At 48.6% G+C, this 15006-nt stretch carries 14 protein-coding genes; 4 read left to right on the plus strand and 10 right to left on the minus strand.

All coding sequences use genetic code 11. The features are described 5' to 3' along the window. Positions 1-134 precede the first annotated feature (134 nt). From napC to R2X38_RS03825, 7 genes are all read right to left on the minus strand, one after another. Positions 135-731, minus strand: coding sequence for a cytochrome c-type protein NapC (gene napC / locus R2X38_RS03795; RefSeq protein WP_317520770.1), 597 nt, complete (start codon positions 729-731; stop codon positions 135-137). Between the two features lie 8 nt (positions 732-739). Then, positions 740-1174: a nitrate reductase cytochrome c-type subunit gene (locus R2X38_RS03800; protein ID WP_039465999.1), complete on the minus strand. Its 435-nt coding sequence runs from the start codon at positions 1172-1174 to the stop codon at positions 740-742. Continuing rightward, the gene (gene napH / locus R2X38_RS03805) at positions 1164-2021 is read right to left on the minus strand and encodes a quinol dehydrogenase ferredoxin subunit NapH (RefSeq protein ID WP_317520773.1); all 858 of its coding nucleotides are present in this window, start codon (positions 2019-2021) and stop codon (positions 1164-1166) included. The genes R2X38_RS03800 and napH overlap by 11 nt, the downstream gene beginning before the upstream one ends. Beyond that, positions 2021-2788: a ferredoxin-type protein NapG gene (gene napG, locus R2X38_RS03810; RefSeq protein WP_317520775.1), complete on the minus strand. Its 768-nt coding sequence runs from the start codon at positions 2786-2788 to the stop codon at positions 2021-2023. Before napG ends, napH begins: the two co-directional genes overlap by 1 nt. Before the next feature lie 17 nt (positions 2789-2805). Continuing rightward, a complete protein-coding gene (napA, locus tag R2X38_RS03815; protein ID WP_317520777.1) occupies positions 2806-5292 on the minus strand; it encodes a nitrate reductase catalytic subunit NapA in 2487 nt (828 codons plus the stop codon). Position 5293: 1 nt separating this feature from the next. Further along, positions 5294-5554 carry a chaperone NapD gene (locus R2X38_RS03820; protein ID WP_317520779.1) on the minus strand — a complete coding sequence of 87 codons (261 nt, stop codon included), beginning with the start codon at positions 5552-5554 and terminating at the stop codon, positions 5294-5296. 212 nt (positions 5555-5766) lie between these two features. After that, positions 5767-6618, minus strand: a complete 852-nt coding sequence (locus tag R2X38_RS03825) for an alpha/beta hydrolase (RefSeq protein ID WP_317520781.1) — start codon at positions 6616-6618, stop codon at positions 5767-5769. 304 nt (positions 6619-6922) lie between these two features. On the opposite strand from R2X38_RS03825, the gene R2X38_RS03830 reads away from it, so the two are divergent. The 4 genes from R2X38_RS03830 (at position 6923) to R2X38_RS03845 (ending at position 11610) form a co-directional block, all read left to right on the plus strand. Then, a complete protein-coding gene (locus tag R2X38_RS03830) occupies positions 6923-9058 on the plus strand; it encodes a metallophosphoesterase (RefSeq protein ID WP_411184601.1) in 2136 nt (711 codons plus the stop codon). Between the two features lie 109 nt (positions 9059-9167). Then, the gene (locus R2X38_RS03835; RefSeq protein ID WP_317520783.1) at positions 9168-9857 is read left to right on the plus strand and encodes a VIT family protein; all 690 of its coding nucleotides are present in this window, start codon (positions 9168-9170) and stop codon (positions 9855-9857) included. A 159-nt stretch (positions 9858-10016) separates the two neighbouring features. Continuing rightward, positions 10017-10958, plus strand: a complete 942-nt coding sequence (locus R2X38_RS03840) for an endonuclease/exonuclease/phosphatase family protein (RefSeq protein ID WP_317520784.1) — start codon at positions 10017-10019, stop codon at positions 10956-10958. A 262-nt stretch (positions 10959-11220) separates the two neighbouring features. Next, entirely contained in the window at positions 11221-11610 is a 390-nt protein-coding gene (locus tag R2X38_RS03845) for a universal stress protein (RefSeq protein WP_317520785.1), read from the plus strand. Between the two features lie 206 nt (positions 11611-11816). Here R2X38_RS03845 and R2X38_RS03850 read toward each other — a convergent pair whose 3' ends face one another. From R2X38_RS03850 to R2X38_RS03860, 3 genes are all read right to left on the minus strand, one after another. After that, positions 11817-12395, minus strand: a complete 579-nt coding sequence (locus tag R2X38_RS03850) for a DJ-1/PfpI family protein (RefSeq protein ID WP_317520786.1) — start codon at positions 12393-12395, stop codon at positions 11817-11819. A gap of 128 nt (positions 12396-12523) precedes the next feature. After that, positions 12524-13378 (minus strand): tagatose bisphosphate family class II aldolase, encoded by an 855-nt coding sequence (locus R2X38_RS03855; protein WP_317520787.1) that lies wholly within the window; start codon positions 13376-13378, stop codon positions 12524-12526. Between the two features lie 108 nt (positions 13379-13486). Further along, positions 13487-14986 (minus strand): DUF2264 domain-containing protein, encoded by a 1500-nt coding sequence (locus R2X38_RS03860; protein ID WP_317520788.1) that lies wholly within the window; start codon positions 14984-14986, stop codon positions 13487-13489. Positions 14987-15006: the final 20 nt, after the last annotated feature.

Genomic DNA, 15006 nt, shown 5'->3' on the forward strand with positions numbered 1-15006 from the left:
TAAAAAAACATGTAAACAACCAGTGGCTACCATTAAGGAAAGTTTCTTATCTCTTATTGTGGCTTGCTCGGCCACCAACAAAATCCCCAGCAGAGCGCTCCACTGGGGATTCGTTTTATCGCAATTACACGTCGTTAAATGGCACTTTCGATTTTATGGCCTTTCGGTAGCTGGTGGGCGATCCCCTTGTGACAATCAATACAGGTATTGCCGTCTTCGATTGCCCGGCTATGGATGCCGGCAGCGACCGACTTCTGGGTGCTGAAGTCCATGTATTCAAAGTTGTGGCAGTTGCGACACTCCTGAGAATCATTGGCTTTCATGCGGTCCCACTCTCGGGAGGCCATTTCAAACCGGTGATCCTCGAACTTCTGCGGGGTTTCGACCAGCCCAAGCGCTTTGGCGTACAGCTCTTTCGAGGCTTGGATCTTTCGCACCATCTTCGGTGCCCACTCTTTGGGGACATGGCAATCCGGACAGGTTGCCCTGACACCGCTGCTATTGTTGTAATGAACGGTTCCAACATACTCTTGGTAAACGTTGTTCTCCATCTCATGACAACCGATACAGAAGCTTTCCGTGTTGCTGTACTCCATCGCAGTGTTAAACCCGCCCCACAAGATGACACCTGCAACAACACCCACGGTCAGGACAGTGCCAATCGCAAAGTGGCTGGGCTTTCTGTACCACTGCCAAAAACGCCGGATGATTCCAGGTCGTTGACTCTCCATAGCCCCTCCTATTGGCCGAACTTACCAGCCGGTTTAAAGGTATTCTCCACCAGCGGCGCGGCATCGGCCTGCGGTACATGGCACTGCAAACAGAAATAACGGCGGGGGGCGACGTCACTCAGGATCTTGTTGTTGCTATCCATGTAGTGCGTCGGGCTCACCCTCGGAGCGCCCGTTCTACGGTACTTGTCGACATCATGGCATTGCAAGCAGCCATTGTTGCTCGGGTTGATCTGCACCATTTCCGTTGAGTGCGGGATCAGTGGGGGTTGATGGACATATTCCAAGGCCAGCTTATCTTGCATTTTTGGCACCGGCTTGATGGGCGCAACGGTATTGGTATCCCCTATCTCCTGCGCGCCACGTAACGAGGTCACCTCTGCAAATGCTGCCAGGCTCACGACAGCCGCCAGCAGCGCAGACACAACATACTTACCCTTCATTTTTATTGGCTCCAATTCTTATTTTAAATTCCAATACTTCCTCGGAACAGACATCAATACAGCGTCCACAACTGATACAGTCTTGGCTCATCACCTTGCGATCCCCGCCTTTGAGCGGTTGCCTCAGCACTTCCGGCTCGGGGCACACATTGAAGCAATCCATGCACTTGTTGCAGGCTTCGCGGTTGGTGGCGGTGATACGAACCAGGCTCTTGCGGCCAATCACCCCATAGGTCGCGCCAAGCGGGCATAAATGACCACACCAGCCATGCTCGACCAATACCAGATCCAGCAAGAAAACCAGCAAGATCAGCACCCAACCCGCGCCCATACCGAACACCAAGCCTCGGTGCAGCGCCGCAACGGGATCAATCCAGCTCCACAGCACCGTACCCGATACCGCACTACCCAGTAGCAGCACCGGCAACAACCAGTAACGCAGGCTTGATGGCCAGCGGTAGCTGAGCTTGATCCCCAGTTTTCGCCTCAGCCATGCGGCCAAATCCGTCACCATGTTGAGCGGGCAGACCCAGGCGCAGAACACCCGAGGGGCCAGCAAGGCGTAAAACCCCACCACGATAGCGCCACCGACCAGGGCAGCCAGCTCAGGCCAGTGGCCTGCGGCAATGGTCTGCAGCAAGATCAAGGGGTCGGTCAGTGGCACTGTGTCGAACAAGGTGCTTGCCGACAGGTTGCCCCGCAGCACACCCAGTGTCGGGCCGATCATGAACAAGGCGATGATCAACAACTGGCAGCTGCGGCGCAGCAGCAAGAAACGGTGGGCTTTCCACCAGCCCAGGGAGGCGGTCGCTGCCTTGCCGGCATCTTTTGCCAAATGCTTAGCCATTACTGACCTCCTCCACTGTTACCCGGCTTGTGAGCTGGCAAAGTCAGATCCTCAGGGATCAGACTTTCCCCTTTCTTGGCCTTTTCTTCCCAACCCAAGCGGTAGTGGTGACCGAGCTCGCCTTTGGCTAATGCCGTCGGCACAACCTTGATCGCCGCTTCATCCAGCACACAGGCTTGCTCGCATTTACCACAGCCGGTACAGACATCGGAATGTACCGTCGGGATAAACTTGGCATGGTAGCCGGTACGTTGGTTGCGGATCGGCTCTAGGGTGATCGCTTCATCTATCAGCGGGCAAACCCGGTGGCACACATCACAGCGCAAACCCAGCCAGTTGAGGCAGGTTTCATGGTCAATCAACACCGCGGTGCCCATCCGGGCATCATCGATATCGGTCAGGCCATGATCCAGCGCGCCACTCGGGCAGGCTTCCACACAGGGAATGTCTTCACACATCTCACACGGAACCGCTCGGGCGGTAAAATACGGTGTCCCCGAGGCCACTGGCGACAACAAGCTTGCCAGCTTCAAGGTATCGTATGGACACGCCTGAACGCATAACCCACAGCGCAAGCAAGCCTGCAAAAACTCCGGCTCAGGCAATGCACCCGGCGGCCTTATCGGCACACCGCTGCTGTCAGCCTGGCTTTGTTTGCTCTGTAGTCCGAGTACGGTCGCTGCCGCTCCCACACCCACAGCCGTTCGTGCGGCATCCCGGAGGAAACGGCGGCGGCTTTGCGATGATTTGAGAGGTGAACGCTTCATCAGTCTGTTTCCGATAGTTAGGCTTTAACCACCTTCACTGCACATTTCTTGAAGTCCGTTTCTTTCGAAATGGGATCGGTTGCATCAAGCGTGAGTTTGTTGGTCAACTGCCCGGCGTCAAAGAAAGGCATATACACCAAGCCTTGCGGTACCCGGTTACGCCCGCGAGTTTCCACATGGGTGAGAACTTCACCACGACGGGAAACAATTTTCACTGCATCGCCCCGGCGCAGCCCGCGCTCTTTGGCATCGAGCGGGTGCATGTAGAGCACAGCATCAGGGAATGAGCGGTATAGCTCCGGCACACGACGGGTCATCGAACCGGTATGCCAATGCTCCAGTACTCGACCGGTTGATAGCCACAGGTCATACTCGTTATCCGGTGATTCGGCTGGCGGCTCATAGGGCAGGGCGAAAATCACCGCTTTCTTGTCCTGCTTACCGTAGAAAGAAAACTCTTCGCCTTTCTTCACATACGGGTCATACCCTTCGGAGTAACGCCAGACCGTTTCCTTGCCATCGACCACAGGCCAACGCAGACCGCGAGACTGGTGGTACATATCAAACGGTGCCAAATCATGGGCATGACCGCGGCCGAAATAGGCGTACTCTTCGAACAAGCCTTTCTGAACATAGAAGCCAAAGTGACGGGATTCGTCGTTGAGCTGGTCGGCGGCGATTTCATCCAAGCTGTACTTATCGGCCTTGCCGTTTTTGAACAGTACTTCAAATAACGTTTTACCTTTGAGCTCTGGCTTCTTGGCGATCAATTCCTGCGGCCACACTTCCTCGACCTTGAAGCGCTTGGAGAACTCCATCAGCTGCCACAGGTCCGATTTCGCTTCACCCGGCGCACTGATCTGCTGGTGCCAGAACTGGGTACGGCGCTCGGCGTTACCGTAGGCCCCTTCTTTTTCCACCCACATCGCCGTTGGCAAAATCAAATCTGATGCCATGGCGGTAACGGTTGGGTAAGGATCAGAAGTCACGATGAAGTTAGCCGGATCGCGATAGCCCGGCAGACGCTCCTCGTTAATATTCGGCCCTGCCTGCATGTTGTTGTTACACATCACCCAATAGGCATTGAGCTTGCGATCTTTGAGCATCCGGTCTTGCAAAATCGCGTGGTAACCGGGCTTCGGCGGGATCGTTCCTTCTGGGATATTCCAATGGGTTTCACACATTTCACGGTGTTTCGGATTCATCACCACCATGTCGGCTGGCAAACGGTGGGCAAAGGTGCCGACTTCACGTGCCGTACCACAGGCAGATGGCTGGCCGGTCAACGAGAACGGACCACAACCCGGCTTGGAGATCTTGCCGGTCAGCAAGTGGATGTTATAAATCAGGTTATTGGCCCACACTCCACGGGTGTGCTGGTTGAAGCCCATGGTCCAGTAAGACACTACCTTGGTTTCTGGGTTGGCGTACATTTCGGCCAAGGCGTTGAGTTGATCAACTGGTACCCCTGTCAGTTCCGATGTGTATTCCGCGGTATAAGTCGAAACAAACTTGGCGTAATCGTCAAAGCTCATCGGCGTCGAATCACCACTACCCGGGTTCTTGGCCGCTTTTTCCAATGGATGGGTCGGACGCAGACCATAACCAATATCTGTCACACCCTTGCGGATGTTGACGTGCTTGTCCATGAAGTCCTGGTTGACCTTGTCATTGGAGATAATGTAGTGGGCAACAAAGTTGAGGATAGCCAAATCGGTTTGTGGCTTGAAGATGATTGGGTTGTCGGCCAACTCATAGCTGCGGTGGGTAAACGTTGATAGCACCGCAACTTTCACCTTGTCAGAAGACAAACGGCGGTCGGTCAAACGGGTCCAGAGAATTGGGTGCATCTCAGCCATGTTAGATCCCCAAAGCACGAAGGCATCGGCATGTTCGAGATCGTCATAGCTACCCATAGGCTCGTCCATACCGAAGGTACGGCCAAACCCAACTACCGCTGACGCCATACAGTGGCGGGCGTTCGGGTCAATATTGTTGGAGCGGAAACCCGCTTTGTACAATTTCGCAGCGGCATAGCCTTCCCAGATTGTCCACTGGCCAGAGCCGAACATGCCAACGGCAGACGGACCTTTGTCTTTCAGTGCCTGCTTGAACTTGTCGGCCATCACATCGAAGGCTTCATCCCAGCTCACTGGGGTGAACTCACCTTCCTTGTGATACTTACCGTCTCTCTTGCGCAATAACGGTTGGGTCAGGCGATCTTCCCCATACATGATCTTAGGCAAGAAGTAGCCTTTGATACAGTTGAGGCCATTATTCACCGGTGCATCAGGGTCCCCCTGTGATGCTACCACGCGACCATTTTTGGTCCCCACCAGCACACTACAGCCCGTCCCACAGAAGCGGCATGGGGCTTTGTCCCACTTCACTTCCTGCTCGCCCTCTGCGGCATTGGCCACCGAAACAGGTATGGTTAACCCTGCTGCGCTGGCTGCAGCAATGGCTGCATTGGCCTTTAAGAAACTACGTCTAGTAACTGTCATGTTACGCTTCCTTTAGCTCAGATTGTTCTTCCATTTGGTGGTAAACCAGCGTGGTATCGAGTACCCTGGGCAACTGTCTGATATAGTCAAAATGACCAACAATATCGTTCTTTTGCTCGCCCTCTAGCACAACAACCAATTTCCCTGATTCACCCAAAATCGGCACTTCTGCCCCTGGTAAGCTCTCTATGGTCTTTTTTATTGATTCAAGCTGCTCAGCCACGACGTAAACAATCAAGCTGCAGACATGGAACTCACTCACAACAAAGCCCCCCTTTAAGGCACACCACCGAATCCTTCCCAAATCAAAAAGTGCAACAAAATACACTTAATGATTTAGTGGTTATTGACTAATTTATGCCTAATTTGAATAGGTTGGATACCCAGAAAGGGGTATTGAAAGGGTTGGTTGTTTTAGATCAAAAAAACACCAATACCGAGCTCACATTACTGTAAATCAGGAAGTTAGGAGCCTCAGAGCTCACTGCACCATTTGGCTAAATAGGCTGCCAGCTGCCCAGCTTCTTTCTCCACCGGCATAGCATGGCCCATAGGACTAAAGAAAACAGGCTCTACGCCATAGAAATCCGCCGAGGCCTCAACGAGAGAGGCGGGTACCAACTTGTCTTCTTTTGCGCCAATAACAGTAACGGGAACACTCAAGTGAGCACTATCTTCTACAGGGTGCGGCTCTACGAACAACCGAAGATCTTCGGCTTTTAGCGCACAGAGTAACGCATCTAGCTGTTGCTGGTTGGGTGTTTTGGCAAACAAGGCATCGACCAAAACGCTGCGGTAATACGGATTAAGCAGCGCCATATTCGGCATTGCCATTACCTGACCGAGCACCATAGCCAGCACTGGATTTTCAAGCCACATAGCTTGGTTCAGTTGATTAAAACCTTGCGGCGGGACCGATGCCATCAACGCCATTCCGGCTAACTTAGGCTTCAGTTCTTCGTGTTGGTAAACATGCTGGGCAATCAGGCCCCCGAGTGAATAGCCAACCACAACGACAGGTTTGTTCTCTTGCTGGTAAACGTAATTAACAAAGGCTGCCACATCGTTAACGTGATCATCAAAAGGGCTTGAAGATAGCTTTGCTTGATGGGTTCCATGGCCTCGCAGGGTAAGTGCATACGAAGAATAACCCTGGCTGAATATAAATGGCATGAGCTGGTGAGTAAATAACCGGCCGCTACTCAAGATACCGTGGATAAAAACAATAGGTGGAAGCGATGTAATTTGCGGTCTCGTTTGCTGCAAGCTCTCAGAAAAATAATACTCAAAACTCCGATTTGAGTAATTCACATTTTGACTCTTCATCACTCACCTAAATAACTAACCTTGGAATAATAATAAAGTGAAAATTCATATTTTTATTGAATGAAGATAACAATTTAAACTAATAACAAATCAGTCATCATTCAAATCACAAATTATTCACCCAGCAAATAATTAGCAAAAACCAATAGATTGCATCTTGTAAGCAACTAAAAAGCAAAGAGTTGAAGCATTCTTGTAAACACCTAAACCAATGAATAATAAAAGTGTTTTATTTCTGTCATCTTGAGTATTTATTCTCTTCCGGCAAAAAATAAACACCTTCTTTTCGAGATATAAAATGACAATAAAACACTCAGCAGTGGCATTATTCACCGCTCTTGCATTGGCTGGTTGTAATTCAGATTCCAGCAATGATGATGGCAAAACACTCCCAGTAGAAGGCGTAAAAGTCGCCTTTATGCCTGATATCCATTTTCATGATGTCTATGGTGATTTCCAAGACGGTTCATTTGACGGCTTATACAACTCACAATCAGGGCAAGGCGCGACCATTCGTACCATGATGTCGCAAATGAAATCGACCCGCCTGTTCAACGAAAACTACTTCGCCATGATTGCAGCACTTGATGACATTGTCGCGAGAGGTATCAAGTACGTCGCCTTACCAGGTGATTTTAGTGATGATGGCCAGCCTGTTCACATGCGCGGACTGGTAAAAATCTTTGACCAGTACCGTGAAGAGCATGGTCTTGAGTTCTTTGCCGCACCGGGTAACCACGATCCTGTACGCCCTTTTACCCAACCCGCCGGTAAATCAGATTACCTCGGTCGCGACGGCCATGAGCAGCGCATTTTCAGTAAAGGAAAGGACGAGTGTGTCGGCTACGAGGGTGATTGGACCATCATACCTACAGATAATCCACTGCCAACCATCTGCACCGAGGAAGTCAAAGAGTGGGGCTATAAGGAAATCATGGGGATCCTCAGCCACCATGGCTTCGATCCCCAGCCAGAATACAAGTATTTCGAAACCCCTTATAGCTCTGATGAAGCCCGTAAAAACTATTCTTACGATGTTGCATTGCAAGAAGCAAACTATGCCAACCGCATGTATGAAATCTGCCATGAGGGGACTGGTGGAGAGCACAAGGAAGACAGCTATACCGCATGTTCGATGGTACCAGACAGTACGTACTTGGTTGAGCCTATCGAAGGCCTATGGCTGATGGCCATCGACGCCAATGTTTACCGCCCGAAAGCAGACTCTACTGGTGGGGAAAACAACCCAGGTGATTATGACGGCTCAAGCAGCGCGGGCTACAACATGATGCTGACCCACAAAGCGCATGTCGTTGAGTGGATCAGCAACACGGTAAAAGCGGCTAAAGAGCAGAACAAAGTCCTGCTATCGTTCAGCCACTTCCCGATGACTGATTTCTACAATGGAGCCTCAGAGGAAATCGAAGATATTTTCGGCGAAGGCAACTTCCAACTTGCGCGCCAGCCTGAAGATGACACTAGTAAAGCACTGGCCAAAACAGGTTTGAGCATCCATGTCGGTGGCCACATGCACTTCAACGATACTGGCATGAAACAATACAATATCGACGGTGAAACCTATACCCTATTCAACATTCAAGCACCTTCGCTGGCAGGCTATATCCCAGCCTACAAGGTATTGGAAATCAAACCGAACAGCCAGGTAGAAGTTGAAACTGTCGTACTAGAAAACGTTCCTCGCTTCAACGAACTGTTCGAGCACTATGCCAAAGAGCACGATCAACTGGTTGAATCAGGTGCTGGTGAGATCTGGAACAGTGAGATCCTTGATGCCGAAAGTTACTACGAGCTAACAGACTGGCACATCAAAGAGTTGACCCGACTTCGTTTCCTACCTGAAGAATGGCCGCAAGATATCAAGAACATGCTGTTCAACATGGATGGCAAGCAGATGCTCATCCTGTCACAGCTAGAGACAGATATTACTGTATGTCAGCTAAAAGAAGCGCTTGGCCTGCCATGTGTGAAAACTGATGGTGCAGGAGCAGAAGGTCAGGATGACCTAAATGACTTCATTCAAGACTGGAGCCTAGGGAAGGAGAAGGCAGAAGAGCTGGCCAACCAGCACGGTATGGCATTAATTGATTTTGCCGAGTGGGATGGTGAAGAACTGGCTATCGACTTCTACCGCCTGCGCAACGCTGATGAGCTGGCGTTCCGAGATATCGAACCGTCTCGTCTGCCTCAGTACAAGCTATTGAGTGAAGAACTGTACGATATGGAAAGTGAAATCCACTTCGGTGAAGACTACAGCGTATCGACGCCGGTTGGCGATGTCTTCAAAGTCCGCTTTGGTACTTTGTTCTACATCCTTGACCGCTTCGCAACTGGTGAGGCCAGCGATAACTTCCTGATTGATGTTGAGCAGGGCACTCTGACTGACCTCAAGACAGTTGCTGACCGCGAGAGCTTGCAATAAAACCCAGTTATTAGAAATATGACTCAATTACAAAGGGCAGGTATTCCTGCCCTTTTTTGATTCGCCTAAGCTTAGGAAAGCCAACTGAACATATAAAAAGGAATACAGGATGGGCCATAAGGAGAACCACCGCTCGAATCGGGTCGGCTGGCTGCGAGCCGCTGTACTGGGGGCCAACGATGGGATCGTATCAACCTCCAGCCTTATCATTGGTGTTACTGCAGCCAGTGCGACCCAACACAATATCTTGCTTGCAGGTATTGCCGGTTTAGTTGCCGGAGCAATGTCTATGGCTGCCGGAGAATATGTGTCGGTAAGCTCACAGCTAGATACTATTGAGGCTGACCTTGCTATAGAGAAACAAGCATTGGAGCAAGATTACGAAGACGAGATCGATGAACTCGCCCAAATTTACGAGCAACGAGGGCTCGATCCGATACTGGCCCGTCAAGTTGCCGAACAACTGATGGACCATGACGCACTCGGCGCCCATGCCCGAGATGAGATAGGACTCTCTGATACTCACGGGGCCAATCCTATCCAAGCTGCCATGTTTTCAGCAACGACATTTACAATCGGTGCCGCCCTTCCATTGCTGGTCGCCTGGCTTGTACCCTTACCCCTGCTGATCCTTATGGTTGCAGTCTGTTCTCTCATATTCCTGGCTTCCCTCGGAGCTATTGCCGCAAGAACTGGCGGAGCCTCAATGGTAATAGGGGCAGTACGAGTGACTTTTTGGGGAGCTTTAGCCATGATCCTTACTGCTGTCGTCGGTCAAATATTTGGGGTTGTTGCCTGACCAGAGTGCTCCTTTCTTTGCGAGGAAGCAGCCACAAATTTCCGCAACAAGACTACCATTACATTCAAGCTGTTTTTCATCCCTCAGTGCGACCAAGGTAAATCGCTTTTTCGCTCTATCGAGGTAAAAGTACATTTTTCAGTATCGATGCTCGCTATTATGACTAACCCACCAACGTATTATTTACTCTTGCTTTGGATGATTATCACTTCAGGACAAGTGGTAGCGGCTGTATCACCAAGCAAAGCTAAATCATTGACTTTGACTACCTGGAACCTCAATTGGCTCACTGATCAAATTCCGAATGAAAAAAGCCGCCCAACCATTCCGTTAAGATCGGCCCGTGATTATCAAGCAATGGCAGCGATCATCAATGATATTTCACCTGATGTATTCGCCTTTCAGGAAGTTGCTAACCTACAGTCGATAGGTAAGGTGATCTCGCTAGACCAATATCAAATTGAGTTCTCGAGCAGGAAAGATAAAAAAAATGACGAGATCTGGCCGCAATTTGTCGGCTTTGCGATACGAAAAGGAATTGCCTATCACCGTCATCCCGATCTTCATCAACTTGATGTGTGGGATAACCAGTACTTACGTTACGGTGTCGATATTTCTTTATTTCAACAAGGAAAACCGACCCTAAGAATATTGGCGGTACACCTGAAGAGTGGTTGTTACAGCAACCGTCACCGCAACAAAAGCTGTACTGTATTGAAAGAGCAATTTGAGGTGCTCGAAAACTGGATAACTAAGCGACAAGAACAAAAACAGTCTTTTATCATTTTGGGGGATTTTAACCGCAGATTGGCAAGCATGGGAGATAAGTTCTGGCAAAAGCTCACTTCTGCGCTGACACCGACTCCAGCACTTATCACCAAAGACATAGAGAGTCATTGCCGTTCTCAAGCCTACAACAAACGCAAAAAGCAATGGGAAGTCAGGCAATATCCGGGCTTTATCGATCACTTTGTTATCGATAGGCGAAAACAAGAAAAGGACACCGAGGTATCCTTTTCCGAGTACCTTTATTCTGACCACCAACTGAGACAATTTCAGCTTAGTGACCATTGCCCGCTGTCTATCACCCTGCAATTTTAAGGCTGACTCTCGTAACGTAAACTGCTTGTAACGACAAGCCTTATTCACCCTGTGGATTATCCTTTTCATGGTTTATATCGCGAACATGGGACTACTGGTGCCAAATGCCATTTGATTTCAATACCGCCTGCCACTCACATAGCCTCCAAGCACACAGCTAATGTTAAAGTGTAGATGCCTGTGCCTCTGAGGGGTTATCAAGATTAATACCTGTTGGGGCTACACTTAGTTAAGCGCATAGATATGAACCAGGAGAGACGTGATGACCTATAAACATATTTTAGTCGCCGTTGATTTAACGGAATCGAGCAAGGAAGTGATTGATAAAGCGACCTCATTAGCCAAAGGGGCAAATTGCAAACTGTCCCTGGTATACGTCGATGTCGATGATGTGGTCTTAGAGTCCCGGCATCGAGTCGCATTAGAAAGTAAAATGCAGGCAATGGTGGATCAGAGCGACTATCCCATCACGGAAAGCTTGGTCGTCATTGGCGATCTCCACATCAAACTGGCAGGGATAGTTAAGAAATCGAATATCGATTTGGTGGTGTGCGGCCATCATCATACCTTTTTCAGCCGTCTATTTTCCTCGGTCCCAAAACTGGCAAACGCTGTTGAGACCGACTTATTGGTTGTCTATCTCAATCAATAGCATTGGCTTAACAACAAGTGACGAAATTAAGCTAAGGGTTACTCACTATACGCCACTAACTGCATTGCAGGCCAACTCACTCCTAATGCCTTATTAAACTTGGGAGTGAGTTTTACTTTTTTTACAAGGCAAGAATCAAAAAAGCCCCAGTGCCATATCACACTGAGGCAAAGATCCCAAAGGAGCACTCAAAAACACACAGAATATTAAGCTATTGGCCAATGCTCGAAGTAGATATGGTTTGCCTGCCAATCAACTTTGTCTGGATTTCCAGCAAGCAGCATTTTGGCAACCGTGAAAGAAAACTCGAAGCTTACGCCAAATCCTCTTCCGGTAATGAATTGATCAGACACAACTACTTTACGCTCCACATACTCGCCATCAGCAAACTTCTCAGCCAATTTGTCTCCAGTAGTATAGAGACGGCCTTCTAGCAAACCATGAGCGGCAAGTACTTTCGCACCAGATGAACACAATGCGCAGATATATTTCCCATCAGAGATATGTTGCTTTAAAAACTCAATCACCATCGGATTTGAAGTCAAGCTATCAGTCCCTTGTGGACCACCCGGCATCATGACAGCGTCATAACGCTGGCTGAAACTATTGGATATCGTATCATCCGCCGAAATACGGGTCCCGAAGTAAGAATTCAAAGCAGTTGTTTCCATGCATGAAAGCACATCAACCTTAATATCAAGACGGCGCATGATATCAATAAATATGACCGCCTCACCTTCTTCAAAACCATCGGCCAATAACACCGCAACATGTTTCTCTGCCATCACTTCACACTCATTACATATTTTAACTTACCGTAAAAAGCCATACCTGCCTTAATAGGGGGGAACTTGAGCAAGTATGGCCTAGAGAAGGTGCAGAGGGTGCAACCTATCTACCTTTACGTCTAACTCTATAATTTGCCAGCACTGCCACAAACGGCAATTTTTTCCATCACGACTTTCTTCATCGCTTCCTTGCCAGGAACAATATAATGGCGAGGATCGTTAGCATTCGGGTTTTCAATAAAATACTGCTTAACTGCATCAGCGAAAGCGATTTTTAGCTCTGTTGCTACATTGACTTTCGTAATACCCAACTCGATACAGCGACGCACATCTGCATCGGGCACTCCTGATGCGCCGTGTAATACCAATGGCACATCGACTTTATTGCGGATCATGCCTAGACGATCGAAGTCAAGACGAGGTTCTTCTTTGTACATGCCATGTGCCGTTCCAATAGCTATAGCCAGAGAATCAATACCAGTACGGTTAACGAACTCAGCTGCTGCATCAGGATCGGTATACATTGCATCTTTTTCGTCGACAATCAGATCATCTTCCTGACCACCTAAGCGGCCAAGCTCTGCTTCTACCGAACAATCCCAACCATGACAGAAAGACACCACTTTTTTCACCAAGTCGATGTTTTCTTCAAAGTTGAAATGGGAGCCATCAATCATGGCCGACTTGATGCCCGTTTCAACTTTCTTCTGGATATCAGAGAAGGATTCATGGTGATCAAGGTGAAGCGTGATCGGTGTTTTGTATCGCTTGGCAGCTTCTTGGCAAATGCCAACCAAGTAATCAGTGCCAGCATAGGAATACGTACCAGGTGTACCTGCAAGAATAACCGGAGATGCCATCTCAGCCGCAGTCTCAAGTACGACTTGAACAGTTTCCAAGTTATGAATATTAAAAGCAGGAACGGCGTAACCACCTAGCTGCGCCTTGTGTAACATTTCGCGTGAAGAAACCAGAAACATATAAAACCTCAAAACCTTCGTTAGCTTTCGGTTTAATCATATTCGAAAACAAAAGCAAAATAAAAGATCTGGATCACATAAACACTTTCAAATCGAAAGATTGCGAAATCAAAAGAAATGGTACATTTTCGATGTGTAACACGTAATTCCTTTCCTTAACAAGTTATTCTTTGGTCTTTCTGCTCTCCCCACTATGACTTCTAGAGCTTTATACCAAATCTTTTGTTTTTCCAACCGCCGAGATAACGGGGTTTGTTCTTGGACATAATCAGAATGAAAAACAACAACCACCTCTTTCGTTTTGAAAGTCCCCAGAACACTGGCATCAATGGCTGGAATTGAAAAAGAAAAGTCGTCCTTTTCCACCTCGAAAAGCTGGCACTCAGCTTCCCATAAACCAATACGTTCGCCGCAAAATAGTGCAATATTCAACGCTCGTAACGACCAAAAGCTGCTCGCTGGCCCACTGTAATTATCAATAAGGCGTGAATCTTCAGCAAAAACACCTTGAGTCGGTGCGCCATTTTTTAATGCACCTTGAGAAATGAAATAACGAAGACTGCTTTGCAAAGCATGCTTCGCCTCACCGATTGTCAACAAAGAGGGATATGCTTCACATACCCCGATACCCAAGTCTACGGCAGCCAGTTGTGGTACCGATGCCGCCAAGCGGTAACACGCGCTACGACCAAATAAAGGCAGTCCCTGAGGAGTAAAGAAGTAACGATAACTATGAATGAATTCAGATAAACTCTGACGGATAAAATGCGGATCGAACTCAGGATCAATTTGCTCGATCCAATACAATGCATAGAAAAAGCCCCACGCGTTGTAATAATCATAATTACCTTTCGCCCCGTCGCGAAACCAACCATCACCGACATAGAACTCTTTTATTCGCGCGTAACGATGTTGCTCTACAGTATCTTCCCCCGTTAATGCCTTCACCACGAGTTGAACCGTTAACGGAAACAAGTGCCAATTGTTATCAACCGTTTGGCAATGATTAACTTGCTTGAACCAGGTGATCACTTGTTGTTGCTGGACGACTGAGAATTTCTGCCATACCCATTCTCGACTTAGCCACAGCGCCAGAGCCAAGTCAGCACTTTCACAAATTCGCTGATCATAGTCGTGCAGATTTCCCCAATAACCTCGATGAGTAGGGTCCGTTCCTGCCACAAAAGCCTTCGTTAAAATATCTCCAACATCAATAGGCTTACCGTTTAGCCCTGCTAGCTCAGACTTTCCTTTCTGTTTCGATAACCAAGCAGCCAAGGTAGGTAGCACACGGCTACACCCTTCCATGGCATCGGTTCTGGCACTCTGCTGGCTTGGTCGCCCGGGGTAATAAGCATGGGTATAATCCCAGACCGCATAGTGCTCAAACGCCTCGGCAACATATTGAACTAATAAGTCACATTGTTGACGTATGGCGTATTCGGGGTTGGAAAATGCGTCTTTTATCCGCTCATCATGCTTGGTATAAGCCGTTTTTTTATATCGTAAGCGGATAAGATTTTCTTTGCACAACTTAAGATACATCTCAGCATCTGGATGTTCATAAGGGATTCTAGGGCGTGGCTTCGCGCTGATGGTCTTTTGCATAGACTTGACTCAATCGGAGA

Source organism: Photobacterium rosenbergii, assembly GCF_033022775.1.
GTDB classification, from domain to species: Bacteria; Pseudomonadota; Gammaproteobacteria; order Enterobacterales; family Vibrionaceae; genus Photobacterium; species Photobacterium rosenbergii_A.